The sequence below is a fragment of the Agathobaculum ammoniilyticum genome, assembly GCF_025567315.1.
In the GTDB taxonomy this organism is placed as follows: Bacteria; Bacillota; Clostridia; order Oscillospirales; family Butyricicoccaceae; genus Agathobaculum; species Agathobaculum ammoniilyticum.
Genome location: NZ_JAOQJE010000015.1, coordinates 1 through 26,512, shown reverse-complemented (window position 1 = coordinate 26,512; position 26,512 = coordinate 1). Strand labels below are relative to the sequence as shown.

The following is a 26,512-nucleotide window of genomic DNA, read 5'->3' as shown; positions in this document are numbered from 1 at the left end:
AGATGCTGGAAGCGTACCGTGCGGGATGGTCATCCTTGGGGTATACCTTGCCGTTCCACCTTATAGCGCAGCCATACGGCGCTGCCGGGGAGGGATTTGGCTTCCAGCAGGGTAAAGCCTGCGGCAGTGTCGTCGCTGATGCCCGGCTTTTCCATAAACAGGGTTTGGGCGCTGGCGGAACCATCGGCGCAGGGCGCAATGACCACGCTCACCTCATCGCACAGGCCGGCTTGGATAAACGACCAGTTGAGTACCGCGCCGCCGCCCAGCATCAGTGTATTTATGTGGAACAGCGCGCGCAGCTTTTGCAGAGCCAGGGTCGCGTCAAGCGTTTCCTCTCCGGCGATAATGTAAGAAATCCCCAGCCTGCGCAGGAAAGACTTGTAGGTGTTGGACGCCCGTGCGGTCAACACCTCGATCACATGGGCGGTGGTCGTTTCGTAGTGCAGCACGGCATCCTTCCAGCCCAGGCGGCCGGCAGGATCGATGGACACATAGTACATACCGAAGTCCGGCTGGGCCGCGAAATCCCCGTCCGGCACGGGGAGCGCGTTCTCCTCCAGCGCGGGCTTTTCATAAAAGGTGAAGTTGTCATCAGTGGTCACCCGTCCGGAGAGCCAGCCCTGGTGCCGGTAATAGGGCTTCTCACCAAAGGCGATGCGATAAAAGGCTTCGCCGGCTTCTGCGGCGGCAGGATGGTTCATGTAATTGCCCATGATCTTCCCATCCAGAGAGGTCATCATGTGGCAGAAAATATACGGCCTTGTCACGCGGAACTGCTCCTTTCCAATAACGCTCATCGCATCAGCGACATGAACCATTCCACCGTCTCCGGATCATAGTGGGAGAAGAACGCGCTCTCAGCAGTGTCCAGGGCGGCGATAGCGGCCATGTCGTCCTCGTTCAGGGTAAAGTCAAATACATGGAAGTTTTCCTCCATCCGCTTGACGTGGACAGACTTGGGAATGACTACCACACCGCTTTGGAGCAGGAAGCGCAGCGCGGTCTGGGCTACGGTTTTGCCGTATTTGGCGCCGATCTCGGTCAGGACGGGGTTGGTGAACATCTGGTTCCGGCCCTCGGCAAAGGGACCCCAAGATTCGATCTGGGTATGATGCTTCGCCAGCACCTCACGGGCGACCTTCTGCTGCTGGAATACATGGGTCTCCACTTGGTTGACCGCGGGCGTTACCTCGGCAAAGGTGGTCAGGTCGATAAAGCGGTCGGGGTAGAAATTGCTCACGCCGATCGCGCGGACCTTGCCGTCGCGGTAGGCCTTTTCCATCGCCCGATAGGTACCGTAGTAATCCCCAAAGGGCTGGTGGATGAGCAGCAGGTCCACATAATCGGTCTGAAGGGCTTGCAGGGAGGCGTCGATGGAAGCAGCAGCCTTTTTCTCGCCGGCGTTGGCGATCCATACCTTGGTGGTGAGGAACAGCTCGTCACGGCTGACGCCGCTCTTGCGCCAGGCGTCGCCCACGCCATGCTCGTTGCCGTAGGCCTGGGCGGTGTCGATGGAGCGGTAGCCCACGCGGATAGCGTCGGCCACGCACCGTTCGGTTTCAGCCGCGGCCACCTGATATACGCCGTAGCCTAGTTGGGGCATCCTGACCCCGTTGTTCAATGTTACATAATCCATGGTGTTTCCTCCTGTTTTGATCGATGTAATTATGTTTTGAGCGGTCCGTAAAAATACAGGGGCGGTCGCGCCGCCGTCCACCAGAAAGTCCGCGCCGGTGATGAAAGCGCTGCGGCTGCCGATGAGCAGCTCGGCCACACCCGTCACCTCGCCCGATGTGCCGGGGCGGTCTGCCGGGCAGTTGGTGAACATGTTCTTATAAAAATCCCCGCACGGGCCATTAAATTCGTCGAGCGCCAGAGGCGTGACGATGATGCCGGAGGAGGGAGAGCAAGTGCTCTGTGGGAGTGGTGGCCAATTGTTCGTCCTCCTCTATTGTACCAGCGGCAGCCTTGACGGGGAATCTCCAATGTGTTAGCATGGTATCAACCTATTGTTAATACATAAGGAGGGGCTATGCTCAACCCATTACTTACTACCTTCCTGACGGTGGCGGACTGCGGCAGCTTTACCAGTGCCTCCAAGCGGCTGTTTATTTCAGCCACGGCGGTGATGAAACAGATGGACGTGCTGGAAGCGCATTTGGATTTGCGGCTGCTCGAACGCACCCCGCACGGCGTGCGCCTTACCGCGGCGGGGGAAATGATTGCGCGGGATGCGAGGTTTTTACAGGACTACGCAAGACGGTCGGTGGACAGCGCCCGGGCTGCGACAGCCGATGCGGAAACCACCTTCTGCGTGGGGACCTCGCTGCTCAACCCTGCCAAACCATTCATGGATCTGTGGTACCAGGTCAATCGGGCGTTCCCCGGCTACAAGCTCCATCTGGTCCCTTTTGAGGACGACCATCAGGGTATCCTTGCCGAAATTGGCAGACTGGGAGAGAAGTTCGACTTCCTTGTGGGGGTGTGCGACTCCCGCGCGTGGCTGGACCAATGCAGTTTTCTGGCGCTGGGTACCTATAAATGCATGGTGGCGGTACGGCGGGAGCATCCTCTGGCCGCAAAGAAGCGGCTGACGCTTTCCGACCTGCATGGGCAGACCCTGATGATGGTGAAGGCGGGGGATTCAGGCCTTAACGACAGGCTGCGCGCGGAGCTGCGAAAGAACCATCCGCAGATCCAGGTGGAGGACACCCCTCGGTTTTACGATATTTCCGTGTTCAACCGCTGCGCGGAAACAGGGCATGCGCTACTTACGCTGGAATGCTGGCAGGATGTCCACCCGGGACTGGTCTCGCTTCCGGTGGAGTGGGAGTACGCTGTTCCATACGGCCTGCTTTATGCCACGTCGCCCTGTCCGGATGTGGAGCGGTTTGTACGGACAGCGGAACGCGCGGCCGACCGGATTCGGACGGAGAAAAATCAGCATGCCCCATGAGGTGAAGTGAAATGGAACTGGGACTGACCTTCCCCCTGCAGCGATTCCTGAAAATGAAAGCGCCCGACTACGGCACACAGACGGACCGGCGCTTTTGCTGGGATCTGCATGTGATAGATCTGCGGGGCAGGAAATGCTTGCTCGTGGTCCATTGTCACAGCCGCTATGCATTCGTGCGCTATGATGCGATGCCCTTTCAGTGGGCGGATATCCCCGCACTGTTCCGTATCGGGCTGACGGACAGCCTCACAGCCGCCGGTTTTCCGGCAGCGCGGATTGAGGAGTATCTCGGTCAGGCGGGGGAGCCGTATGCCACCCGCACCCATGGCCGGCGGGAAGTGGCGTTTCTCAATCGGGCGTGGGAGGATGTGCTGGCACTCGATCTGTGGCTGGATACCAGCTGCCAGGCGCAGCCCTTGCTGGATTATTCCGTGAACGTCCGTCCGGGCCGGTGCGTGGGATTCGAGGGATTGGGGACGGGACTGAAGCGGATCGCGTGGACATTGGGGGCTGAGACTGCCGCGGCGTTGTAAAAGCGCGTTCGTTGTATTATCCAACGGAAGCGGTATAATGAAAAGGCGGAGGATATTGGATAAGGATGGTAGCAGCCAATGAAGCGGATATTTTTTGTAGAAGACGACCTGAGTCTGATCGGCGGCCTGTCATTTGCCCTGAAAAAGCAGGGATATGAGATCGACATCGCGCGAACCAGCATGGAAGCGGAACAACTGTGGCAGGATGGAACCTATGATCTGGTCATTCTGGACGTGGCACTTCCGGACGGCTCGGGCTATGATCTGTGCAGGAAGATCCGGGAATCATCCAGGGTGCCGGTCATGTTCCTGACCGCGGCGGACGAGGAGACCGACATCACCATGGGGCTGGACATCGGCGGCGACGATTATATTACCAAGCCTTTCAAGCTGGCGGTATTCCTTTCCCGCGTCAATGCGCTACTTCGCCGGAGCGAAAACTTCAGCCAGACCGAGCCAGAACTCAACTCCAACGGCATCAAGGTGTTGCAGCTCAAGCGGGAGGTCTATAAAAACGGGGCACCGATCGACCTGACGGCCAGCGAATACAAGCTGCTGTGCCTGTTCATGGAGAACCCAGACATCGTGCTTTCGCCGGAGCAGATTTTGGGCAGGCTGTGGGACTGCGAGGAAAACTATATCGACAGCAGCACCCTAACGGTCTATATCCGCCGGCTGCGCACGAAAATCGAGGACGACCCTGCCAATCCGCAAAACATCGTGACTGTCCGTCGGATGGGCTATAAGTGGAATACAGCAGGGCGGGATGCGTGATGAAAATACTGGTGAACCGGAAAATCAAGCGGCTGTTCTGCGCAGTACTGCTGATAATCGCTGCATTTTCCATCTTTTCAGTTGCCTGTGCTGCGATGGAATTACAGCATGCGGCGGTTTATGTGCTTTTGGCGTGTGCCGGCATGGGGATTGCTGTTTTCGCTGCGTTGTATCTGTATTTCCGGGCGCAGAGCAGGATGATCGAAAACGCCGCGGCGCAGATCGAAGACTACATCGCGGGGAATCGGAACGCCCGGATCGAATGCGACGAAGAAGGCGAACTGTACCGCCTGTTCCACGAGGTCAACTCGCTTGTCGCTGTCCTGAACGCCCATGCCGAAAACGAAGGACGCGCCAAACGGTTTATGAAGGATACCATTTCGGACATTTCCCACCAGCTGAAAACCCCGTTGGCTGCGCTGAATATCTATAACGGCATCATACAGCAAGATGCAGACGATGCACAAACCATCCGGGAATTTGCATCCCTGTCCGAGCAGGAGCTCGACCGGATCGAAACGCTGGTCCAGAACCTGCTCAAAATCACCAAGCTGGATGCGGGAACGATCGTGATTGACAAGGCGGAGCACAACATATCCGAAATGATGGGCAAGATCGAAACACAGTTTGCCTACCGGACGGAGCAGGAGGGGAAAACGCTGATCTTGTCCGGTGATGATACGGCAACGTTGTGGTGCGACCGGAACTGGCTGATGGAAGCGGTGGGCAATCTCGTGAAAAACGCCCTGGACCATACCGCCCAAGGTGATGAAATCCGCATCACATGGCGGGCATTTGCGTCGGTTGTCCAGATCGTGGTGCGCGACAACGGCAGCGGCATCCACCCGGAGGACCTGCCGCATATTTTCAAGCGCTTTTACCGCAGCCGCTTTTCCAAGGATACGCAGGGGATCGGGCTGGGGCTTGCGCTGACCAGGGCGATCGTGGAAGCGCATAACGGCACCATCGAGGTGGACAGCGAGCTGAGCGCCGGCACGACCTTTACCATGAATTTTCTGATTCCTACAAAATTGTAGGCTGTGTGTCATCCTGCAGTAGGGCGCGCATGGTACTCTTTCTATACCGAATCAGAAAGAGGTGTGAGACCGAATGGATCTATTAGAGGTGCAAAACGTTTGCAAAACCTATGGGAGCGGCGAAGCTGCCGTACACGCATTGAAAAACGCGAGCTTCACGGTTCCCAAAGGTGAATTTGTCACCGTGGTCGGGGAGTCCGGATCGGGCAAGAGCACGCTGCTCAATCTGATCGGCGCGCTGGACACGCCGACCTCCGGCAAGGTATGGATCGACGGCAGGGATATTTTCTCCATGAAGGAGCGCAGCCTGACGATTTTCCGCCGCCGGAACATCGGCTTTATCTTCCAGAGCTTTAACCTGATCCCGGAGCTGACCGTGGAACAGAATATCGAATTTCCCGTTTTGCTGGACTATCGGAAGCCGGACAAAGCCTATCTGGAAGAGCTTCTGACTGTGCTCAATTTGCAGGAACGCCGCCATCATCTGCCCAGCCAACTGTCCGGCGGCCAGCAGCAGCGCGCGGCGATCGGGCGCGCGCTGATCACCCGTCCTGCGCTGATCCTTGCCGACGAGCCGACGGGCAACCTCGATACGCAGAACAGCAGCGAGGTCATTGCCCTGCTGAAGCAGGCTTCCAGAAGCTATGAGCAGACCATTATCCTGATTACCCACAGCCGGAGCATTGCGCAGACTGCGGACCGGATTTTGCGGGTATCCGACGGCGTGCTGACCGATTTCGGGAGGTGTCGGGAATGAGGAGCTATCTCAGCCTGATCCCGATCTCGGCAAAGGTGCACCGGCGGCAAAACCGCATGACGCTGCTTTGCATCATCTTTGCGGTGTTCCTTGTCACGGCGATTTTCAGCATGGCGGATATGCTGGTGCAGTCTGAGACCATGCACACAAAGGAAACGCACGGGAACTGGCATATCCAGATCCAGAATATCACGGAAAGCGACGCGCAAACGATCCGCACGCGCACGGATGTGGCCGCCGCATCGTGGTATGATGTGGTCAACCTTGATCAGAGCAGGGCATATACGATCGACGGCAGGCAGGCTGCCCTGTGCGGTATCGAAGAACCCTTCCGAACGGATATCATGCGCTACTTTGACGAGGCTTCCAGTGTGCAGGCGGATGATGCAGCCATCCTCACACCGAATGCGAAGGAGCTGCTCGGCGTAGCAGTGGGCGACAGTTTGGTACTGGACACGCCTGCCGGCAGCTATACATTCCGTGTAACGGGCTTTCGCAGCGACGACAGTCGGTACGCCAACAACAACGGCAGCGGCGAGACGACAGCCTTGCTGGTGGATGAGGATCAGGTCGGCGTGTTCATGAACATATCCGCGTTCCGCAGGATCATGCAGGATAACGGCGATACGGGCAGCGCCTCGTATTATGTGCAGTTTGGCAGCCATGCCAACATGAAAAAGGCGATCGCGGAGATCAAGGAACAGTGCGGTCTGGCGGATGCGGACGTCCAGCAGAACTTTATCCTCATGGGACTGGCAGGGCTGAGCGACAATACGCTGGTGAAAAACGTGTATCCGCTGGTTATTATTTTGTTCCTGCTGGTGCTGATCGCAGGCGTGCTGATGATTTCGGGCAGCCTGAACAGCACGATCGCCCAGCGGACGCAGTTCTTCGGCATGATGCGCTGCGTCGGCATGAGCAAACAGCAGGTCGTCCGCTTCGTGCGGCTGGAGGCGCTAAACTGGTGCAAAACAGCCGTGCCGATCGGCGTGTTGCTCGGCACATGCCTCGCGTGGGGTCTGAACGCGGTGCTGCGGTATCTGGTCGGCGGCGAATTTTCCGAAATTCCGGTGTTCGGGGTGAGCGCAGTCGGCATTGTCAGCGGTGCGGTGCTCGGCGTGCTGACGGTTTGGATCGCGGCCCAATCCCCGGCAAAGCGCGCAGCAAGGGTTTCGCCGATTGCAGCGGTGTCCGGCAATGCGGCGGACGGAAAGCGCAAACCGCACAGGGCAAAGGCGCGTTTTTTGAAGATCGAGTCCTCGCTGGGTGTTTCCCATGCGGTTTCGGCAAAGAAAAACCTGTTCCTGATGTCGGGCTCGTTCGCACTCAGCATCATCCTGTTCCTGTGCTTTTCCGTGCTGGTGGAGCTGCTGGGGTGCCTGCTGCCGACGTCGCTGTCCGCGCCCAATCTGACGATCGCAAGTAGTGCTTACTCCAATACGGTGAACCATGCGCTGGTAGACACAATCAGCGGCATGGAAGGCGTGACGCATGCGTATGGGCGGATGTATGCGGAAAATATTCCGGCAGCATTCGATGTGGATACAGAGCAGACGACGGTGGATCTGATTTCTTATGACGAGTCACAACTGGGCTGGCTCCCAGACGATGATATGCTGCGGAAGGGGAGCGACCTGTCCAAGGTATATGGGGACAGCGGCTATGTGCTGGCCATCTGGGATAAGGATGTTCCGCTTGATGTCGGGGACAAAATCCAGCTCGGCGGTTTCGAGGTGGAGATCGCCGGTATGCTGAAATACAGCCCGTTTTCCAACAGCGGCCGGACGGATGGGGAGATCATCCTCATCTGCTCCGAGGAAACCTTTACGCGGCTGACAGGCATGCGGGATTATGCGATCATCGACATACAGGTGGCGAAGAGCGCGGCCGACCAGGATGTAGCTGCAATCCGTGATCTGGTAAACGGCCGGTACGAATTTACAGACAGGCGGGACGAGGGCGACCGAAGCACCTATTGGGCATTCAGCCTGTTTATCTACGGGTTCCTGGCAGTCATCGCCCTGATTACCGTGTTCAATATCGTCAACAGCATTTCCATGAGCGTGTCCGCAAGGATGAAGCAATATGGCGCCATGCGGGCGGTGGGGATGGACGGGCGACAGTTGACAGGGATGATAGCGGCGGAAGCGGCTACCTATGCGTTTTCCGGCTGTATCATAGGCTGCGCGGCAGGGCTGTCGCTGAGCAGGCTGCTGTATGACAAGTTGATTACCAGTCATTTCCCCTATCACACATGGAGCCTGCCGGTGCCGGCGCTTTGTATCATTTTGCTGTTTGTGCTGAGTGCGACGGCCGCAGCGGTCTATGCGCCGTCCAAACGGATACGCCGTATGGCGATCACAGAAACCATAAACGAATTGTGACAATATTGGCATATATGGAAAAACGGAGCGCCCTGAACGATTTGGTTGAGGGCGCTCTTATATTGCTGGATTATAAGAAAGCCATATGAAATAGCGTCAGGAATACGAAGTGAGATGATGTCTGACAAACGATAAATGGTTTGCAAACGGATGCTGCATGGAAATGCTCAAAAAACTGAGAACATTTATAGTATGGAAAAGAATGGCGGATTGAGTTGAAATAATAAAGCTGGGAAATGATAAATAAATATTAACCAGACAGATCAGTTGGGATGCACTGTTAGGGAAATTTTAACAATTAACTATAATAGTAAAATCCCATCAATGTGTAGGCGAAAATAGGGGAGGGGCAAGACCAGCTATAAAAGGTCAAGAGGTTAGTACGAAAAAGGTGGAAGAAAGATGAGAAGTGATCAGGGTATGATAAGGTGCCGCGGAGCAGTCTGCGGTTGAGAGGGATGCAGTATGTAAGAAGCGATGATCTCAATAAATTCAGAGGCGGTAGGGATACAGGTCAGGGGATAGCCAGCTATCTTGCACAACAGGATGGGATTGATCTTATAGGCCCTTTCCACAGCGGTTCGGATACTGCGCTCTACAGTAGTCCACTGACAGTGAAAGTGTAAAGCAGCTTCCATGTAGATTTCCTAAAACAGGAAAAGCGCTATTTGTCGCTATTGTTCGGTATTATTCGACACGTTTTGTCTCTGGGTGGTACCGGCTGCCACAGCCTTTCCTCTTTAAGGATGGTGTGGATGGTGTTGCATAACTTTCTGGAAACAGAGCAGATGGTGGTGAGATGGTGTTTGCCGCGGGCAAGGAGGGATTGATAATACTCTGAGAGAACGGGGGCGTAAAAAGCCGCCCTTGAGGCGGCAAGCCAGACAGCCTTCCGGAGATAGGGCGAACCGCGTTTGGAAATTTCCTGCCGGGTTCCGATAAACTCTCCGTACTGTGTGACCCGCACATCCAACCCGGCAAAGGCAGCCAGCTTGTTGGGGGCGTCAAAGCGGTGGATGTCTCCAGCTTTGCTCAAAATAAAGGATGTCCTAAATGCCAGGAATGGTAGTGATGTAGCTGCCGGTCTGCTTCAGCAGAGAGGATATTTGAGCCTCCAGCTCCACGATTTGTCCCTCCAGAAACGCCAATGTTCAATGAGTTGCCGGCTCTGAAATACAAAAGCGTCCTTGGCAAAGTTCACCCCGAAAGAATCGGCTGCCGCAGCTTTCTCTTTTCCTAATCGGCCGTGGCTGGCTTTCGCCAGAAGATTAGAGAGTATGCGGGTGGAAACGGACAACAACTCCTCCGGCGTGGGATATTGGGAGAGTATTTTTGGGGAGGCAGCGCCAAAGGTGTCTGAAAACAAGTGACAGATTCGTGACGAAGAACTGTCCGAAGCGCATGATCTGGGCGATAATGAAGCTGTCCTTCCGGTCATTCTTTGTCTGTAAATACATTATACGAGGAGAAAATACCTGATGCTGTATGAAATCCACATGATTAAGAATTATCCGCCGACCAATTTGAACCGTGACGATACCGGCGTGCCAAAAATCTGCATGTTTGGTGGGGCGCAGTTTCCGTCGCATTACGAGTGCGAACCGGAGTAGTCGAACTTGACATTGATGACGCGCCAGGATGGCAGGGGGGAGATGGGCAGCCGTCAATTTGAGCAGAGACGCGTGTGGCGCGGCGTGATAGCAAGGAGGAGAATGATGTATCTGACAAGAATTGACTTGCGCCCGCAAGTGCGCGCGATTCAACGGGCGATGGGAGACTGCCAGCAGATGCGCCGTCTGGTAAGCGGACTGTTTCAAAGCGGCAGAAAAGAATCTGAAATCCTATACCGCCTGCGTGCTGATCGGGGGATGACGGCGCAGTACCTGTATTCAACTACACCAGTAGATCAGAGCGCGTTGACTGCAGGGATGGCTTTTGCCGGCGAACGGGATCTGACAGATTGGTTAAAGGAATTAGGGCAGATTTGGAGGGGGGATCTTCTGACTGCCCCAACTAAAAAAGTGGCGGCGGAGGGACATTAAAACAGCCGCCGACGGATCCTGCGTGAAAAAACAGGGCGGCTGGAATGGCCCTTGCACAAGGCGGCGCAATACGGATTTGATCTGTTGCAGGCAAACGAGAAGGAAAGCGTCCACATGATGGGAAATCATGCGCGGGAGCAAGGCGGAAGAATGCATTGGTGCTGGAAAAGCATATGGAATGGGAATGCCTTTGTTGCGGAGGCAAGGATGAAAAATTTGCAGGAACTGCCGAAATTAAGGGACAGCATTACATATCTCTACTTGGAGCATGCTGCTATTGAGCAGAATGATGCTGCTATTATTGCCATTCCAAAAGATGGACTTCCTATTCCGATTGCAGCCATGACCTGCTTGTTGCTTGGATCGGGAACAAGCGTGACCCATGCGGTGTTCGTGCAATTTGTGAAAATGGATGTATGGCGATCTGGTGCGGTGAAGGAACTACCTGTTTTATGCGGCGGGAATTGGAGAGATGAGAAGCGCAAAGAATCTGCTCTGTTCATGGATGAAGAACTGCATATGCAGGCGGTGAGGCGGATGTACGCACTCCGCTTCCCAAAAGTAAAAACAGATCACCTGACCTTGCAGCAAATTCGCGGCATGGAGGGGATCCGCGTACGTAAAGCGTATGAGCTTGCCCGCCGTATAACTGGCGTTAAGTGGAATAAGCGTTTCTACAAAAATCAGGATTGTGATATGGTGGGTCCGGTCAATCAAGCGATGTCGGAAGCCGATGCGATGCTTATGGTATGGCTTGTGCCATGCTGCAATCGTATCGCTGGGCTGCTCTCCAGGGCGTGGCTTTATTTACGCCGGCAAACAGTTGTCATTCGTATATGATATTGCAGATTTATATAAGGCGGAGACGACCACCTCAGCAGCATTCGAGGCGGACAGTATCACGACATATCATCAAAGGAAACCTGTATGCGCTGTAGGAAATATGTTCCAATGATAGGCTCTGCATACGCGGGGATGGAGTAGCTACTTTCAATCTTAACGAAGTGGAGATTTAGAACTTGACATTCTTTGTTGGTTCCAAGTTTCCACTATGCGAACGGTATTCCTGCCTTTCGTTGATGTAGGTATGGACTACTTCATGCACTTCCACAGAAATCTGTTTGGGATGATACGCCGTACCGTTAATTCGTACTTCAAGTGATACATTAAACGTATCCCAAAGCCACAATACATTGCAGAGCGGCATCCTTTTACACCTTGAAAATGCTGTTTCGGACCTGTTTGTTCATCAAATCGATTACACAGGATAGGCATGGAGCATCGAGCTGCAATTGCACTGTGACATCAAAAAAGATTCTGTAAAAAGGCGGTCAGTCAAGGCCACACAGGGGATTAAATGTGGCTTTTTCAGAAGAACCTCCCAGCAAGTAATCTGTGTAAATTTTGATTTTTGTGCAAATGACTGAACAAGAGCAATTTGGGGCACACGTTGCTCTGTTTCGTATCTGCTCAACACTTGTTTGAAGGTTCCAAGCCACTATGCAATCTAACTCTGAGACATATTTCGTTTTTTGGGGGATCTCGCACAAGGGGGATTCCCCTAAAAATATAATGGCGCTATTCCCCCTCAAAGTTTTGTATAGGAACAAGACAATCAATGTATTTTAACGCACCGTACCGCAAAGTAAGACAGTAATTTCACCCGAAAGCGCACCGTTTTTCCAAAACCGCAAGCGTCGAAGCGGTTTTGGAAAAAACAAGACTGGGAGGTGGGGCGTTTCCTTTTTCAGTATTGCGGTGCGTCCGCCAGCTTTTCCTGCCATAGCTCGAACAACGCTTCAATATCGCTTTTGAATTCGGCTTCGGTCTGCGTCTCCTTTTGGGTCAGTACCTCCAACACCTCAAAAACGAATGTCCAGCCACCGTTTTGCCAGTCCGCCTGCAGGGCGTGGTCGGTGCAGGAACCGGTCATCTGCGCGAACTGGAAGCGGTTTTCGCTGCCGCGCAAGTCGAGCGTGCGGCGTAGCAGGATGCGTCCGGTCTGTGTGTTGCGGATCTGGAAAACCCCGCCCCGCTGGCGGCGCGCCTTGTAGGCTGCCACGGCTTTGCGCCGCTGCTGCTTTTCCATGGGAAGCTCCTTCCTTTGAATTTACTAAATTACTAATTTACTAATATTATAACGGTTGGAACAGCGTTTGTCAATGAAAAATCCCCCGCCGGCAGGCGGGGGAGATTAAACAGCATTATTTGCGGAGGAATTTGACCGCGCTCATAGCGGCCTGCGCTCCGTCCGATACGGCCTTGGAGACCTGTAGTAGCCCTCCCGTGCAGTCTCCGGCCGCAAACAGGCCGGGGACTGCGGTTGCCATGCCGATATCGGTCTGGATGCGGCCGTTTTCAAGCTGAGCGCCCAGCTTGCGGGCAAAATCCGCGCTGCCTGCCGTGCCGTAGGCGATGAACACACCGTCCACCGGCAACGGTTCGCCGCTTTCAAAGACGACCTGCGTCACCCGATCGGTACCTTCGACCGCCGTGACCGGACGGGTATCGACCGACAGGCCGGCGGGGACAGCCGCCTGTAGCGCGCCGCCCGCTGTCAGCAGCGTAACAGAGGACGCGACCGGCAGCAGGGTGCGAGTCTCCTCCAGTGCATACTCTCCCTGCCCCAGCACAGCGACCGGCTTGCCGCGGTAAAAGAAAGCGTCGCATACCGCACAATAGCTGACGCCGCGCCCCTCAAATTTCAGTACGCCCGGGATTGGGGGGACCGCGCGCGGCGCGCCCGTTGCCAGAATAACCGCGTCCGCAGGGAACGCGCCGCCTGTGGATTTGACAGAAAAGCCGACTTCCGCGTATTCGATACCGGTGACCTCGGCTTCGGTAAGGGTCACGCCCAGACGGGCGGCCTGGGCGCGGCCGCGCGCCAGTAGGTCGGGACCCGAAAGCGGCTCGACAAAGCCGAAATAGTTCTCGATTTTTTCCGTCCTGCCCAGCGCGCCGCCATCCTTATACAGTACGGTGGTTGGAATATTAGCACGCGCGGCATAGATTGCGGCACTCAGTCCGGCCGGCCCGCCGCCGACAATGAGGATAGATGGCATAACGGCTCCTTTCGTTTATCCGGCGGTTTGTGCGTCGAACCACTCTTGATAAGCGGTTTGCAGCCTGTCCAGCCGGTCGGCGTCGCGGCCGCCGACCGGCCGCCCGTCAATCTCGCTGACCGCAATACAGTGCGAGCCAGTAGACAGGATCATGATTTCATCTGCCTGTAGCAATTCATCGACCGTGAACGGCGCGATGCGCGACGGAATGCCGAGCTTACCGCACAGCTCGAGGAAGTGCTTGCGTGTGATGCTGGGCAGGATCAGCTCGTCCGCTGGCGGGGTACAGAACACACCGTCCTTAAGCATCGCAAGGCCGGAATGGGCGCCCTCGGTCACGCGCTCGCCCCGATGGAATACGACCTCGTCGCAGCCGGCCTCGGCTGCCCGCTGCATGGCCATGCAGTTGGGGATGAGGTTGAGCGTTTTGATGTTACAGTGCAGGAAGCGGGTGTCCTCAACCGTAATCAGCTTGTAGGGCCTGTCCTGCCTGTCGAGGCTGCACGCCTCGGAAAAAGCCATCAGGGTGGATTTTGCACCCTTGGGGAACGCGTGCATGCGGTGTGCCGCCGCGCGGGTGGACTGCCAGTAGAGCATATGCGGCGCGTCCGAATCCAGACGGGCGACAAGGTCGTTCAGCACGGCGGCGAGTGCGTCCCGCTCCATTGGCGGATCGATACGGAGCAGCGCCAGGCTGTTATAAAAGCGGTCAAGATGGTCCGCGAGCGCGAATATTTTTTTGTTCCGCACCATAGCGGCGTCGTAAACACCGTCGCCAAAGTAAAGGCCGCGGTCGGTGATCGGTGCGCGGATCTCGTCGATGCGGCCGATCGCGCCATTGTAGTAGGCAATATCTTTCATAAGGGGAAGCCTCCTTTCTCTCTGTGATTCCAGTATAACGGCTTTGGACGGGCTTTGCAAGAGCGGCCGGAATATGATAGAATAACAAAACAGAGGGAGGGATAGCACATGAAAACGCTGCTGCACATCTGTTGCGCGCCCTGCTCGATCGCCTGCATCGATACGCTGCGGCAGGAGGGCATCGAGCCGGTGGGATTTTGGTACAACCCGAATATCCATCCGTTTACGGAATATAAGATGCGCAAGAATACGCTGGTCGAGTATGCGAAAAGCATTGACCTCAAGCTGGAGATCGAAAATGAATACGGCCTGCGGCGGTTTATTGAGGGGGTGTACCCCAATTTTGACAACCGCTGCACATTCTGCTATACTCTGCGGTTTGAAGAAACCGCACGCTATGCGGCGGAGCATGGGTTTGACCAGTTCACGTCCACGCTGTTCGTCAGCCCGTACCAGAACCATGCGCTCATGCGCGAGGCGGCCGAGCGGGCGGCGGAAAAATACGGCGTGCAGTACCTGCACAGGGACTTTTCGCCCCGCTTCCGCGAGGGGCAGGACAGGGCGCGTGAACTGGGCCTGTACATGCAGAAATACTGCGGCTGCATCTTCTCGGAAGAAGACCGCTATAAAAAGAAGCCGAAAAAGAAAAAGCCGGAAGTGGATGCTTTACAAACTGCGGAAAAGCTGGTATAATACTTTTTGTACCCGCGCCCGTAGCTCAGCTGGATAGAGCGTTGGACTCCGACTCCAAAGGCCGTGCGTTCGAATCGCATCGGGCGTACCACGAAAAGCCGCTTGTTTGATAAAACAGGCGGCTTTTTTGTTTGCGCACCGCCATGACATAATATTTTTTCGCTGCTGCTGAGAAATAATTATCTTATAATAATGCTGGCCGAAAATGATTCGATTATAATGATATTGTGAATCAAGCAAAGAGGGATTTGGAAATGACGATCCTGGAATTCCTGAGCGATGCAATGCTTTTGCAGGATGATGAACTGAATCAGCGGCTGCTTCCGCCTGTATATATGCGCCACCTGAAAAAGAGCGAGCTTTTGATCCGTGAAGAGGATATGCAGACCAACGTATATTTCCTCATGAATGGGGTGTTGCGCGGTTATTTCATTGACGGAGAGGGGGCTGATCGATACGGTCAGCAACAAGCATATGTGGGGGCATAATTGGTGAAAAAGGAGTAATCAGCCTGATTTTGACCTGCGCCCTGCTGGTTGGCATGTGCTGGTGTGGGCGTTCGCGGCATACCAGCGCGCGCAGCCGGAGATCTGGGACGGCACGGCTGCGGAAAGCTATGCTGGCGGCAGCGGCACAGAAAGCGCTCCTTACCTGATCGCAAACGGCGCGCAGTTGGCAAAATTCGAGCAGGCGGTCAATGACGGTACATTTGGCCTTCGCTATGCGGCGCTGACCAATGATATCTATCTCAATGATACGAGTGAGCGGCAGAGCTGGGATGAAGACACCGCGTCGAAAAACCAATGGACGCCGATCGGCAATGTAACCAATACTTTTCGTGGACAATTGGATGGGAGGGGCTATGCCGTCCGCAGTGTGTACATCAATTTACCGGAGCAGGAAAAAGTCAGGCTTTTGGGGTTATTCGAAAGTTGAATAGAGCTGGACGAATGTACAAAATCTTTCACTGGAAGAATCCCTGATTATCGGAAAGGAAAATGTTGGGGGTATCGCAGGTTATGCAAGGTGGTCAAATAGCGGAAACTATTCAACCATTTCCAATTGCCATAGCGCTGCCGTGCAGGGAGGTGACCGTACAGGCGGAATTATTGGCGGCATGGAAGATAATTGGTGTGAGATTATAATTGATAAAAACTCAAACAGCGGAAAATAACCGGCAATATCCATGTGGGTGGTATCACTGGTTATTGTGATATATTCCGGATAAAAAACTGCTATAATGTTGGCACGATCATCGGTGAACATGATGTTGGCGGGATCATGGGGCTTGCACATAAAAGCGTCAGTGATTGCTGGAATCTGGGTAATGTGCCCGGCCGCACCAAAAGTGTTGGCGGCATTGCCAGTGCGATAACATACCGCCAAGGGGCTGGCAACGACGTGGCAATCGAACGCTACTTCAACGCCGGCAGGCATCGTTGCATCAATCGCTGGATCGGTGCGCCTGAACGGCGTTTATAATGCCGGCACGGTGCAGGGCGAGCCTGTGGCTATGCTGAGCGCAAGCGCCGCGCTGAATTACTCCTGCTATCTGGATGAAACAGGTACAGCGACCGACGCGCAGGCCAGAACCGCCCGCGAGTTGAAAAAGCGGAAGACCGTGCATGAGCTGAACGGCGACGACGATGTTTGGATCCGCGACACTGGCTACTACAACAGCGGCTATCCGTTGATTTCCACGATCGACTACTCAGTTTATGTGCAGTATGTACCCATGACGACGCCGGACCGGCCGATCGGCGCAGCGGAATTCAGCCAGACGGAATATGCCGTGGATATTTCGATGTTCATGCAGATCGATACGGAGGTCGAGCTGACGCAGGCGGATATCGAGTGGTATTCCTCAGATGAAACGGTCGCGCCGCTTGTTCCGGAGCAGCAGAGCTTTCTGGAACTGACCGAGGAAGAACAGGCCGCGCTGGGCTACCGGTATCTGGCCGGAGTCAAAATCGCCTGTGGAAATGCAGGCAGCAGCGTGGTTCCCTGCGCAATTGATAACATCGGCGACCGGTTGCCGCCTTGTCGTCGGGCAGGAAACGCCGGATTTTGAGCTGAGTCTGTGCCGCGCCACGATACAGTTTGCAGAAAAGGAGGATGGAAGCCTCCAGGACCAAACCACATATAGCGACCTGCTCTACAACGATACCCCCCGGTGAAACCCTGCTTCAGCTTCTGGAGGAGGGCGGCTTTGTCGATTCCGCTAAGTGGTGGACAGCGTTGGAAAACTGCCATGAAAAGCTGCACGGGGGACGCATTGACCGATTTTATAGGAAAGAGCTGTGTGACAGCCAGTATCTAGGAGGCCGGCTATCTACTGAATGAGTTCATTTGGAAAGGTATCAAGCTGGTAATGTTGCCGGAACTGGAAACCATCCATGCCGCCTATAAAGGGATGGGGTTTATCGTCAATTTCTTGACGGATAATGATAAGAAAATTGAACAGATGAGCAAGCTGGCGGCTACTGTGATCGTGGAATCGCTGTTAAATCAGGTGTATTCGGACACAAAAAACGAATTCCTGACGGGAATACAGGCGGATGAAGAAGAAAACATCAGGCTTGCCCCAAATTATCTGGCCGCCGTCGATCTGGGATACGGCGCGCTGCTCTAAGATTGTGATGAGGCCATCCGCTATTACGAAATCTGTTGGGATGCACTTTTCGTGGGGGATGAAACGTTTGACAAATTAATCGAGCAGGTGAGCGGGAAAAAGGATGGCTATGCCGCACGCTTTGAGGAACCCCAAACCGGCTAGATCGAATTTTTGAAAGACAATGAGAAGCATCGTGATCTGTATGAGCAATATAAGCGGCTGGAAGAATGGCAGGCCAGAAAGTATACCGCCGCCTGTCCGTTGGCCGTTTATGTATACCAAAACGGCCAACAGGATCCGGTAGCGTGGGTGGAGGATAACCAGCCCGTCTGCGCCGAAGGAAGCATGATCTCGGTTATTGTCGAGGGTGACCAGAAGATCTTTTTGTTCTATGACAATGCACAGTACGGTTTCCGTTATGTCGGAAACGGCGCCGGCAACCTGGATGTGACGATTCAGGAGTTTGATCAGGCGGGGGCGCTCGCACGCACAGTCGCCTATATCGCTTTGCCGCTGTCCGTAGGACAGGCCTACACCTCGAAGGGAACCAAGAGCGAGGGGGGCAACGATCTCTTATACGATGGTGTAGAGGCAAACGGGCGGTGACACGGATCAGACCATACCTCCTGCTGTGGACACCCAGACCGATGCAAGTATCAGGCGGATATCGTGCAGGGCAGCTTCTCGATCGGCAATGAAGAGGGGCGACTGTGCTGTGGATAAATTTATCAGCCAACAAAGCTGCCGGTTCGGGGCGAGGCAGGAGAGGAGAAATGTTTGTGGTACCCCAGTATGGAAGTGCGCTGAACGTAGGAAGTGTTTTAGTGTACTGAAGATTATCTTCCTTAGACCCAACGGCCAAGGGATATAATGCAACATCGCGCCAAGTATAGGTCATATGTCGGCGTTCAATACGCCTGCCGACCAAAAGTGTACGAAGGTTTTCCTTCATAAACAACGGATAAAATAAAAATGGAGAACCGTCTTTACCTGCTGTATAAAACACAGGCAAAGACGGTTTGTTTTATTTGTCCTCGTCGCCTTTCAATAGCCGAGCATAGTAGCACGATGTACCATACAGAGCAGCGGCAGGATTGTGACCTAAAACACGGTTTTCGGTAATAGCAGTTGTGCAAAACGCATTGGAATATTTGTAGAATAGACTGTCGTGGCCAACACATAAACCAACGACGATATTCAAATCGGTTTGCGCTTTGTTGAGACGTTCCGCCCGCATGATAGGGTTGCATATAGAAACGCCAACCTCCTCACACTCTTTCGGAATTCCAATGCAGCTTTTGGACGTAGCTCCGACTTTGCAGATAACACCATATACATCAAACCCATGTACATGCAAAATGCGCGCCAAAATACGAGATCCCTCAATTAGACCGTCACAAGTAGCGATCCCCGTTTTTAAGCGCTTATTTTACGGGCTACAGCGATGATTTCCTCAACTCGCGTCAGAAGACGGTATCCCTCGTACTCTACCTCGGCTGAAGCCAAGGAATATTTACTGTTGTCCGGTTCCATATACCGCTCCAGAATACGGTCTAACTCCCCCTCTTCCAGATTGGTCGTCAGACAAAAATCAGGCCAGTGTTTGTCCAGCGTACGGCAGTTCATAATGCCGTAGTCTACACAGCTCGGATTGATTTTCTTACCAGTCACTCCTTTTAAAATTATTATACCGAGGCTCGTTTTCAATGTCATTTTTTTTTGCAGTAGAAATGCGAATCTCTGGGGTAGCATAACACTGATTAAAACATCTTCTTAACCACACTGTCCGCCACTGTACGGCGAAGCTGGTCCACAATATCCGGATCCGCGTCTTCGGTATTGGCATAGACCTCAACCGCGGCCTGGACCACTTGGATAGAACGTCCCATCAGCCGGATTCTTTTTGACGAGTGCAGCGCATCCAGAAGGCCTTGGGCCATTTCGCGGCTCGGTTCGCGCATGCATTGCTGGGCAAACGCTTTTACGAGGTTGTGCGGCCGCAGGCTGGACCCGCCGAGGATCAAAAGAAGGGCGCCGGGACCTGCGAAAATCAGGCTGACAGCCAGCATGGAGGTGCCGAAAATGAAATTGGCGCCAATGCCGATTGCCAGCAATGCGCCGCCGATAACCTCAAACCGGATCGCCGCTGCGCGGAAGCGCTTGTAATAAGACTGTTCTGTTGCATGGTCCATTGGAAATTGCTCCTCTCAGCAAATTAAATAATATCTGTGTCACTGCGGAACCGCAGGATCGTGGTTAAAGCGGACTGCTTGGAAAATTCCAGATGCTGCAGCATCGCGGATGCGGCAAGCTCCCAGTTCCGCGCAAGGCAGGCGTCAGCGATCTGCGCATGCTCCTCCATCGACTCCTGCAGGCGGCGGTCGATGGACTGACCGCTCATGATGCGCAGCCGGATATTCTGCGTTTGGATGCGTGCATACAGGTCAAGCAGATAATCATTCTGCAGGGCGGAAATCAGGAAAAGATGGAATCGGTCGTCCAGTTCATAGAAATCCGGACAATTATTGGTCGTTTCAAAATCGTGAAAGATTTGGGAGAAGCGCTCGATCTCATGCTGGTTGATGTTATCGCCGCAGGTGCGCAGCGCGTATGGCTCGACCAAGGTGCGCACCTCAAAAATCATGCGGATATCGCTGACGGTGATGCCGGACACAACGATGCCGCGCTTGGGAAACACCTTGAGCAGACCCTCCTGCGCCAGGCGGCTGATCGCCTCGCGGACAGGCGTGCGGGAAAAACCAAGCTCTTCCTGAAGCAGGGATTCGCTGAGCAGCTGGTTTGGAGCATATTCGCACGAAGTGATTTTGTTTTTGATAAAATGGTAAGCCTTGGACTGCATTGAGGGCTCTTTTTGGACCGCCATGATCCGCACCTCCGAAAGAGTATATAAATTAATTATATTGCGCTTTTCAGTAATATGCAATAGGGATACAAGTAAAAATAAATTGTTAATTTAGACATAATGCTTGCTTACAAATTGGTTAATCTTACAATTTTGTTTGTTTTTGATAAAGTGTCATTGACAATAATGGGAAAGGGGAATAAAATGGTTGCGTAAGGTACATCTGGGATACAAGTTGTAGCCCAAACTGCGGCGCGCGCAGTGCAGCGTCCGGACACCGAGATCCGGAAAATGTCGGTTTGGAGGGATTCCGTTAAAGATGAAAGCAATCTGCATAGAAAAGCCAGGGAAAGTCGTCCTCAAAGAAATTGAAAAACCGGTAAGGAAGCCGGGGGAAGCGTTGCTCAAGCTTCTGTACGGGGGTATCTGCGGAAGCGACCTCGGCTCCTATCGGGGTGCGAACGCATATGTATCGTATCCGCGTATACCAGGACACGAGTTTTCGGCGGAGATCGTGGAGATCGACGAAAACGAGGAAGGGCTTAAGCCGGGCATGATCGTAACCTGTAATCCGTATTTCAACTGCGGGACATGTTATTCGTGCAGGAGAGGCTTGGTCAATGCCTGCACGGGCAACGAGACGATGGGGGTGCAGCGCGAGGGGGCGTTTGCCGAATACATCACCATGCCGGTCGAGCGCATTTACGACGGCAAGGGGCTGGACCCCAAGGTGTTGACGCTGATCGAGCCATTCTGCATCAGCTACCACGGCGTGCAGCGGGCAAACGTCAAGGCGGGCGAAAAGGTGCTGGTGGTCGGCGCTGGCACGATTGGCGTGCTGGCCGCAGTCGCGGCCAAGGCGAAGGGGGCCGAGGTCACGATCTGCGATGTGGCACCGGACAAGCTCGAGTATGCCTGCCGGACATTCGGCCTGGACCACAAGCTGCTCAACGAGTCGCCGGAGGCGTTCGCAAAGGGTGTCGCCGCGCTGACCGACGGGAATGGGTTCGATGTGACGATCGAGGCGGTCGGCATGCCGGAGACGTTCATGAACTGTATTGACGCGGCCTGCTTCGGCGCGCGCGTGGTGCTGATCGGCGTATCCAAGCGCAACTTAGACAATTTCTTTTTTACGATCATCCAGAAAAAAGAGCTGAACATTTACGGCTCGCGCAACGCGATGAAAAAGGACTTTGTGGAGTTGATTGATCTGGTGAAATCGGGCGGCATCGATTTGGAGAAGATCGTCACCAACACCTACAAGTGGACGGACGCGCCGCAGGCGTTTGAGGAGTTTTCCGCTAACGCAGGAAAAATGCTGAAAGTTGTGATCGACTTCACCTGAAGAACCGATATGCGGCGGTGAAGTGAAATAAAAAAGTGAGAAAAGGAGAATCAGCATGAAAACGAAATGGACAAAGAGGATGATGGCCACCCTGCTTTGCGGAGCGATGATGGCAGGCCTTGCGGCGTGCGGCAACAGCAGCACGGACACGACGGCGAACGGTACGGCGGGGGACGAGCCTGCGTCGAATGATGCGGGTGCTACCGTTACAATCAATGTTGGCTATGAGAACGCGACCACCGAGCCGGCGGCACAGGCGGCTGAGAAGTGGAAAGAGCTGGTTGAGGAGAAGTCTGGCGGCTCGATTCAGCTTGAGCTGTTCCCGAACTCTACGTTAGGTAAGAAAAACGACCTGATCGACCAGATGCTGATGGGCGAAAGCGTGATTACGGTTGCGGACGGCGCGTTCCTCGCAGATTACGGCGTGCCGGATTTCGGTATCTTCTATGCGCCGTATACATTTGAGAGCTGGGATGAACTGTGGGCTGTGCTGGACAGCGACTGGTATGCTGACCTGTGCGACCAGCTGGCAAGCACCGGCGGCCTGCGTGTTCTGACCTCCAACTGGATTTACGGCGCGCGCGACATCCTCTCCATCAAGGAGGTTCGCACCCCGTCCGACCTGTCCGGCCTGAAGCTGCGCGTATCTTCCAACGACCTGTCGGTCAGAAGCTTTGAGGACCTGGGCGCAACGCCGGTCGGCATGGATATGGGCGACGTTTACCAGGCCATGAGCGGCGGCACGATCGATGCGGTTGAGAACCCGATCACCTCCCTCTACAACCGTTCCTTCCAAGAGGTTGCCAAATACCTGACCAAGAACGAGCACATCTTGGCTACCTCGATGTGGATTTGCGGCGAGTCTTTCTTCACCACCCTGACTGAAGAGCAGCAGCAGATCCTGATGGAATGCGCGGACGAAGCGGGTCTGTATAACAACGAGCTGTACGACGCGGCAACGGAAGAAGCCGAGCAGGGCATGAAGGACGCGGGCGTAACCGTTATCGAGCTGACCGACGACGAGAAGGCACAGTGGGTTGAGGCTGCGCAGAAGTTCTTCGACGAAGCCTCCAGCACCCTGGGCTGGACCGAAGGCCTGTATGACACCGTGAAAGGGATTTCGACCGGCGCCGCTGCATAATCCGACAACAACACATAATCTGTTTTCTTCGCTGGGAGAAGCGGGTCGCTGATCCGCTTCTCCTCCCCGCGGGGACGGAATATGTGCGAAAAGATGCGTTAATAGAAGAGAGATCGGAGGTAAAACGCATGAAGCAACAGCGCAACTGGAGATTTCTGCTGCTCAACATCGATGTAGCGATCGCGTCCATTGCGATGTGCGTGCTGGTAGGCCTTACCTTTGCCGGCGTAGTTGCACGCTATATTTTAGGCTCCCCCTTTACTTGGATTGAGGAGATTCAGGCGGCCATGATCGTCTGGGTGATTTTTGGTGCGGCCGGCGCTGCGTTCCGCACCGGCAACCATGCGGCGATCGAGGTGTTTTTTGAGTTTTTCCCCAAAGCGGTAAAGAACATAATCAACATCCTGATCCTGCTCGTGACCATTGTCACGCTGCTGTTCCTGGGCTACCTGTCCATACAGTACATGATGGTGTTCGCAAACAGCGGCCGCACCACCGCGGTGCTGCACATTTCCTATATTTTAATTTACTGCATTGTACCGGTATCCTGCATCTGGCAGATCTTCAACTTTGTGCTGGTGAATTTCTTCCATTATTCCGAGCAGGAAACCATTGAAGCGATTACGGAGGAAGAGTTCGAGGAGGCGAAGAAAGAATGAATATCATTGGTATCTCCTGCATCCTTTTGCTGGTCATGCTTTTCCTGAAAGTACCGGTGTATATCTCGGTGCTGGCGGCCTCGGCGATCTATTTCCTCGGCAATCCGGCAACCAACGCAACGATTTTCGCCCAGCAGACGCTGGCCGGCGCACAGGGTCTGTCCCTGCTGGCGATCCCGTTCTTCGTCATGGCGGGCGTATTCATGAACTATACGGGCGTTACGCGCCGCATCATGGACTGCTGCGCCGTTCTGACCGCGCGCATGCCCGGCGGTCTGGCGCAGGTTAACATCCTGCTGTCCACGCTGATGGGCGGCCTGTCCGGCTCCTCGCTCGCGGACGCGGCGATGGAAGCCAAGATGCTCGTTCCCTCTATGGAGGCGCACGGCTTCTCCAAGGCGTTCTCGACCGTTATCACCGCGGCCTCCGGCATGGTCGTGCCGCTGATTCCGCCCGGAACCGGCCTGATTATTTACGCCTGCATCAATAACATCTCGGTCGGCCAGTTGTTCGTCGCTGGCATTGGCCCCGGCCTGTTCCTGACCGCCACGCTGATGATCTTCACGCACTTTGTATCCAAAAGGCGAGGCTACAAGCCGATGCAGACGGAAAAGATATCAGCGCATGAAAAATGGGATGCGATCCGTCCGGCGATCCTGCCCATGCTGCTGCCGATCATCATTATCGGCGGTGTGCGTATCGGCGTGTTCACCGCGAACGAGGCCGGCACGGTCGCGATCGTTTATGCGCTGGCGCTCGGCGTGCTGTACCATGAGATGAAGCTCAAGAACTTTGCCAAGGGCTGCAAGGAAACGGTCACCACCACCAGCTCGATTATGCTGATCGTCGCGGCGGCGTCCTGCTTTTCCTGGGTGCTGACCCGCGAGCAGATTCCACAGACGTTTGCCAACTGGATGACCAACGCCATCGACAACAAATACATATTCCTGCTGGTCGTCAACATCTTCCTGATCATCGTGGGCATGTTCGTAGAAGGTAATGCGTCGATGATCGTGCTCGGGCCGCTGCTGCATCCGGTTGCGCTGGCGTTCGGCATTGATCCGGTCCACTTTGCAATGGTTTATATCTTCAACTGCACAATCGGTGCGTTCACCCCGCCGATGGGTACGCTGATGTTCGTCACCTGCGGTATTACCAAGTGTCCGACCAAGGACTTTATCAGGGAAGCGGTACCGTTTTATATCCTGTTCGCGGCCGATATCCTGCTGCTGACATACTTCCCGCCACTGTCTACGTTCTTGGTTAATCTGATCTACTAAGAGAAAAATTGATAGCAAATTGGCTAAGACCCGGTGCTGCTGCGGCCGCGATTGCGCGCTGGAGAAGGCCGGGTTTTGCCGCTGTTTGAATGGAGGGCTTTGCCATGAGAGAACGGCCGTTGGTCGCTGATTTAGTGAAGGATACTTTTGTGCCGAAGATGTTCCGCGTGCGTCAGAAATTCCCGCGTCCGCGCATCGATCCGGCGGATATACCGGATATCATCCGCAGCCTGCTCAGCGAGGAGAAATTCGCCTCGCGCGTCAAGCCCGGTATGCGCATTGCCATCACTGCAGGTTCGCGCGGCGTGGCGAACGTCGCGCTGACCACCAAGTGCATCGCGGATTTTGTCAAATCCCGCGGCGCGCATCCGTTTATCGTGCCGGCGATGGGCAGCCACGGCGGCGCAACCGCCGAGGGACAGCGGGAGATTCTGGCCGGCTACGGAATTGTGGAGGAGTATGTCGGCTGCCCGATCATCTCCTCGATGGAGGTCAAGAAGATCGGCGTCAACGACGAGGGCGGCGACGTATATATTGACAAAAACGCGGCGGAGGCGGACGGCATCATCCTGGGCTGCCGCGTCAAGCCGCACACTGCGTTCCGCGGGCCGTATGAAAGCGGTCTGATGAAAATGATGGCGATCGGCCTGGGCAAGCAGTACGGCGCGGAGGTCTGCCATGCGGAGGGCTTCAAGAACATGGCGAAAAACGTGCCGCTGTTCGGCCGCTGCATCCTGAAAAACGCACCCATCCTGTTCGGCGTACCGACGATTGAGAATGCGTTCGACGAGACCTGCAAGATCGTTGCGGTCGCGGCGGAGGATATCGACGCGGTCGAGCCTGAGCTGCTCAAGGAAGCGTTTTCCTATATGCCGCGCATCCTTGTCGATTCGTGTGACGTATTGATTGTCGATCAGATCGGCAAGAATTTCAGCGGCGACGGGATGGATCCGAACATCACAGGCACATTCTGCACGCCTTACGCAACCGGCGGTATCGACGCGCAACGCGTGGCGGTACTCGACCTGAGTCCGGAAACCCATGGGAACGGCATCGGCTTGGGCTATTCCAGCGCGACGACCAAGCGCGTGTTTGACCAGCTCGATCTCGCGTCCATGTACCCGAACGCGATCACCTGCACAGTGCTGGGCGGCGTGCGCATCCCGATTGTGATGGAAAGCGATAAGGAGACGATCCAGGTCTGCATCAAGAGTTGCAACGAGATCGACAAATCCAACCCGCGCGTGGTGCGCATCCCGAACAGCCTGCATCTGGAGCATATCATGCTGTCCGAATCCTATCTGGAGGAGGCAAAAAACAATCCGCAGATGGAGATCGAGTCCGAGCTGGAATACCTGCCCTTTGACGAGGACGGCAACCTTTGGTAATGCGTTTTGAGGAGTGAAATATTAAAGATGGAAGAACTAAATTACAAAAGAATAAAAGCGAGCGGATACAAGGGATATATTCTGGAGGAAGCGCCGGAGAAGATTCTGCAGTTTGGCGAG

At 54.7% G+C, this 26,512-nt stretch carries 32 protein-coding genes and 1 tRNA gene; 22 read left to right on the top strand and 11 right to left on the bottom strand.

Going from position 1 to position 26,512, the window contains the following annotated elements; translation table 11 throughout:
* Nucleotides 1-29: 29 nt before the first annotated feature.
* A complete protein-coding gene (locus tag OCV66_RS13370) occupies nucleotides 30-821 on the bottom strand; it encodes a RibD family protein (RefSeq protein ID WP_242977810.1) in 792 nt (263 codons plus the stop codon).
* The gene (locus OCV66_RS13365) at nucleotides 797-1,639 is read right to left on the bottom strand and encodes an aldo/keto reductase (RefSeq protein WP_107632123.1); all 843 of its coding nucleotides are present in this window, start codon (nucleotides 1,637-1,639) and stop codon (nucleotides 797-799) included. The genes OCV66_RS13370 and OCV66_RS13365 overlap by 25 nt, the downstream gene beginning before the upstream one ends.
* A gap of 396 nt (nucleotides 1,640-2,035) precedes the next feature.
* Here OCV66_RS13365 and OCV66_RS13360 point away from each other — a divergent pair, with 396 nt between their 5' ends.
* The 6 genes from OCV66_RS13360 to OCV66_RS13335 all read left to right on the top strand — a co-directional run bounded on the left by OCV66_RS13360 (nucleotide 2,036) and on the right by OCV66_RS13335 (nucleotide 8,444).
* Nucleotides 2,036-2,959, top strand: a complete 924-nt coding sequence (locus tag OCV66_RS13360) for a LysR family transcriptional regulator (protein WP_054328223.1) — start codon at nucleotides 2,036-2,038, stop codon at nucleotides 2,957-2,959.
* A gap of 11 nt (nucleotides 2,960-2,970) precedes the next feature.
* Nucleotides 2,971-3,492, top strand: a complete 522-nt coding sequence (locus OCV66_RS13355) for a DUF6933 domain-containing protein (protein WP_054328224.1) — start codon at nucleotides 2,971-2,973, stop codon at nucleotides 3,490-3,492.
* A 78-nt stretch (nucleotides 3,493-3,570) separates the two neighbouring features.
* A complete protein-coding gene (locus OCV66_RS13350; protein WP_147574507.1) occupies nucleotides 3,571-4,266 on the top strand; it encodes a response regulator transcription factor in 696 nt (231 codons plus the stop codon).
* The gene (locus OCV66_RS13345; protein WP_147574506.1) at nucleotides 4,266-5,303 is read left to right on the top strand and encodes a sensor histidine kinase; all 1,038 of its coding nucleotides are present in this window, start codon (nucleotides 4,266-4,268) and stop codon (nucleotides 5,301-5,303) included. The genes OCV66_RS13350 and OCV66_RS13345 overlap by 1 nt, the downstream gene beginning before the upstream one ends.
* A 73-nt stretch (nucleotides 5,304-5,376) precedes the next feature.
* Nucleotides 5,377-6,060, top strand: coding sequence for an ABC transporter ATP-binding protein (locus OCV66_RS13340; RefSeq protein WP_147574505.1), 684 nt, complete (start codon nucleotides 5,377-5,379; stop codon nucleotides 6,058-6,060).
* The gene (locus OCV66_RS13335) at nucleotides 6,057-8,444 is read left to right on the top strand and encodes an ABC transporter permease (RefSeq protein WP_243182366.1); all 2,388 of its coding nucleotides are present in this window, start codon (nucleotides 6,057-6,059) and stop codon (nucleotides 8,442-8,444) included. Before OCV66_RS13340 ends, OCV66_RS13335 begins: the two co-directional genes overlap by 4 nt.
* 413 nt (nucleotides 8,445-8,857) lie before the next feature.
* On the opposite strand, the gene OCV66_RS15665 is transcribed toward OCV66_RS13335, so the two are convergent.
* A complete protein-coding gene (locus tag OCV66_RS15665; RefSeq protein WP_082397374.1) occupies nucleotides 8,858-9,082 on the bottom strand; it encodes a sporulation initiation factor Spo0A C-terminal domain-containing protein in 225 nt (74 codons plus the stop codon).
* Between the two features lie 26 nt (nucleotides 9,083-9,108).
* Entirely contained in the window at nucleotides 9,109-9,480 is a 372-nt protein-coding gene (locus OCV66_RS13330) for a transposase (RefSeq protein ID WP_186949574.1), read from the bottom strand.
* 442 nt (nucleotides 9,481-9,922) lie between these two features.
* Here OCV66_RS13330 and OCV66_RS13325 point away from each other — a divergent pair, with 442 nt between their 5' ends.
* From OCV66_RS13325 to OCV66_RS13315, 3 genes are all read left to right on the top strand, one after another.
* The gene (locus OCV66_RS13325) at nucleotides 9,923-10,054 is read left to right on the top strand and encodes a type I-E CRISPR-associated protein Cas7/Cse4/CasC (protein ID WP_107630771.1); all 132 of its coding nucleotides are present in this window, start codon (nucleotides 9,923-9,925) and stop codon (nucleotides 10,052-10,054) included.
* Nucleotides 10,055-10,156: 102 nt separating this feature from the next.
* Nucleotides 10,157-10,486 (top strand): type I-E CRISPR-associated protein Cas6/Cse3/CasE, encoded by a 330-nt coding sequence (locus OCV66_RS13320; RefSeq protein ID WP_161804780.1) that lies wholly within the window; start codon nucleotides 10,157-10,159, stop codon nucleotides 10,484-10,486.
* Nucleotides 10,487-10,600: 114 nt separating this feature from the next.
* Entirely contained in the window at nucleotides 10,601-11,326 is a 726-nt protein-coding gene (locus OCV66_RS13315) for a CRISPR-associated endonuclease Cas1 (protein ID WP_107630769.1), read from the top strand.
* 907 nt (nucleotides 11,327-12,233) lie between these two features.
* On the opposite strand, the gene OCV66_RS13310 is transcribed toward OCV66_RS13315, so the two are convergent.
* From OCV66_RS13310 to OCV66_RS13300, 3 genes are all read right to left on the bottom strand, one after another.
* Nucleotides 12,234-12,575: a GIY-YIG nuclease family protein gene (locus tag OCV66_RS13310; RefSeq protein WP_054328231.1), complete on the bottom strand. Its 342-nt coding sequence runs from the start codon at nucleotides 12,573-12,575 to the stop codon at nucleotides 12,234-12,236.
* Nucleotides 12,576-12,690: 115 nt separating this feature from the next.
* Nucleotides 12,691-13,548: an NAD(P)/FAD-dependent oxidoreductase gene (locus OCV66_RS13305; protein ID WP_054328232.1), complete on the bottom strand. Its 858-nt coding sequence runs from the start codon at nucleotides 13,546-13,548 to the stop codon at nucleotides 12,691-12,693.
* A gap of 15 nt (nucleotides 13,549-13,563) precedes the next feature.
* Nucleotides 13,564-14,409, bottom strand: coding sequence for an aminotransferase class IV (locus OCV66_RS13300; protein WP_147574503.1), 846 nt, complete (start codon nucleotides 14,407-14,409; stop codon nucleotides 13,564-13,566).
* A gap of 108 nt (nucleotides 14,410-14,517) precedes the next feature.
* On the opposite strand from OCV66_RS13300, the gene OCV66_RS13295 reads away from it, so the two are divergent.
* The 8 genes from OCV66_RS13295 (at nucleotide 14,518) to OCV66_RS13260 (ending at nucleotide 18,322) form a co-directional block, all read left to right on the top strand.
* Nucleotides 14,518-15,102, top strand: coding sequence for an epoxyqueuosine reductase QueH (locus OCV66_RS13295; RefSeq protein WP_054328233.1), 585 nt, complete (start codon nucleotides 14,518-14,520; stop codon nucleotides 15,100-15,102).
* Between the two features lie 14 nt (nucleotides 15,103-15,116).
* Nucleotides 15,117-15,193: transfer RNA gene (locus tag OCV66_RS13290), tRNA-Arg, on the top strand.
* 163 nt (nucleotides 15,194-15,356) lie between these two features.
* Nucleotides 15,357-15,590: a cyclic nucleotide-binding domain-containing protein gene (locus tag OCV66_RS13285; protein ID WP_054328440.1), complete on the top strand. Its 234-nt coding sequence runs from the start codon at nucleotides 15,357-15,359 to the stop codon at nucleotides 15,588-15,590.
* Nucleotides 15,591-15,645: 55 nt separating this feature from the next.
* Nucleotides 15,646-16,038 carry a hypothetical protein gene (locus OCV66_RS13280; protein ID WP_107630744.1) on the top strand — a complete coding sequence of 131 codons (393 nt, stop codon included), beginning with the start codon at nucleotides 15,646-15,648 and terminating at the stop codon, nucleotides 16,036-16,038.
* A gap of 252 nt (nucleotides 16,039-16,290) precedes the next feature.
* Complete coding sequence (locus OCV66_RS13275; protein ID WP_147574502.1) at nucleotides 16,291-16,584, top strand: hypothetical protein; 294 nt, start codon at nucleotides 16,291-16,293, stop codon at nucleotides 16,582-16,584.
* Nucleotides 16,585-16,609: 25 nt separating this feature from the next.
* The gene (locus tag OCV66_RS13270) at nucleotides 16,610-17,173 is read left to right on the top strand and encodes a hypothetical protein (protein ID WP_147574501.1); all 564 of its coding nucleotides are present in this window, start codon (nucleotides 16,610-16,612) and stop codon (nucleotides 17,171-17,173) included.
* Nucleotides 17,174-17,473: 300 nt separating this feature from the next.
* Complete coding sequence (locus OCV66_RS13265; protein ID WP_054328444.1) at nucleotides 17,474-17,734, top strand: hypothetical protein; 261 nt, start codon at nucleotides 17,474-17,476, stop codon at nucleotides 17,732-17,734.
* A gap of 153 nt (nucleotides 17,735-17,887) precedes the next feature.
* Nucleotides 17,888-18,322, top strand: a complete 435-nt coding sequence (locus OCV66_RS13260; RefSeq protein WP_054328445.1) for a hypothetical protein — start codon at nucleotides 17,888-17,890, stop codon at nucleotides 18,320-18,322.
* Nucleotides 18,323-18,740: 418 nt separating this feature from the next.
* Here the strand turns inward: OCV66_RS13260 and OCV66_RS15735 are convergent, their stop codons facing one another.
* The 4 genes from OCV66_RS15735 to OCV66_RS13245 all read right to left on the bottom strand — a co-directional run bounded on the left by OCV66_RS15735 (nucleotide 18,741) and on the right by OCV66_RS13245 (nucleotide 20,600).
* Complete coding sequence (locus tag OCV66_RS15735) at nucleotides 18,741-19,073, bottom strand: DUF1847 domain-containing protein (protein WP_456236940.1); 333 nt, start codon at nucleotides 19,071-19,073, stop codon at nucleotides 18,741-18,743.
* Between the two features lie 59 nt (nucleotides 19,074-19,132).
* The gene (locus OCV66_RS15730; RefSeq protein WP_456237157.1) at nucleotides 19,133-19,249 is read right to left on the bottom strand and encodes a DUF1847 domain-containing protein; all 117 of its coding nucleotides are present in this window, start codon (nucleotides 19,247-19,249) and stop codon (nucleotides 19,133-19,135) included.
* 227 nt (nucleotides 19,250-19,476) lie between these two features.
* A complete protein-coding gene (locus tag OCV66_RS13250) occupies nucleotides 19,477-19,908 on the bottom strand; it encodes a hypothetical protein (protein ID WP_054328446.1) in 432 nt (143 codons plus the stop codon).
* Between the two features lie 23 nt (nucleotides 19,909-19,931).
* The gene (locus tag OCV66_RS13245) at nucleotides 19,932-20,600 is read right to left on the bottom strand and encodes a GntR family transcriptional regulator (RefSeq protein WP_054328447.1); all 669 of its coding nucleotides are present in this window, start codon (nucleotides 20,598-20,600) and stop codon (nucleotides 19,932-19,934) included.
* 298 nt (nucleotides 20,601-20,898) lie between these two features.
* Between OCV66_RS13245 and OCV66_RS13240 the strand changes: the two genes are divergently transcribed.
* From OCV66_RS13240 to OCV66_RS13220, 5 genes are all read left to right on the top strand, one after another.
* Complete coding sequence (locus tag OCV66_RS13240) at nucleotides 20,899-21,924, top strand: zinc-binding alcohol dehydrogenase family protein (RefSeq protein ID WP_147574500.1); 1,026 nt, start codon at nucleotides 20,899-20,901, stop codon at nucleotides 21,922-21,924.
* 55 nt (nucleotides 21,925-21,979) lie between these two features.
* Entirely contained in the window at nucleotides 21,980-23,065 is a 1,086-nt protein-coding gene (dctP, locus tag OCV66_RS13235; protein ID WP_107630739.1) for a C4-dicarboxylate TRAP transporter substrate-binding protein, read from the top strand.
* 128 nt (nucleotides 23,066-23,193) lie between these two features.
* A complete protein-coding gene (locus tag OCV66_RS13230; protein WP_054328448.1) occupies nucleotides 23,194-23,724 on the top strand; it encodes a TRAP transporter small permease in 531 nt (176 codons plus the stop codon).
* The gene (locus OCV66_RS13225) at nucleotides 23,721-25,004 is read left to right on the top strand and encodes a TRAP transporter large permease (RefSeq protein WP_107631530.1); all 1,284 of its coding nucleotides are present in this window, start codon (nucleotides 23,721-23,723) and stop codon (nucleotides 25,002-25,004) included. Before OCV66_RS13230 ends, OCV66_RS13225 begins: the two co-directional genes overlap by 4 nt.
* Before the next feature lie 104 nt (nucleotides 25,005-25,108).
* A complete protein-coding gene (locus tag OCV66_RS13220; protein ID WP_054328449.1) occupies nucleotides 25,109-26,392 on the top strand; it encodes a nickel pincer cofactor-dependent isomerase, group 22 in 1,284 nt (427 codons plus the stop codon).
* Nucleotides 26,393-26,512 lie beyond the last annotated feature (120 nt).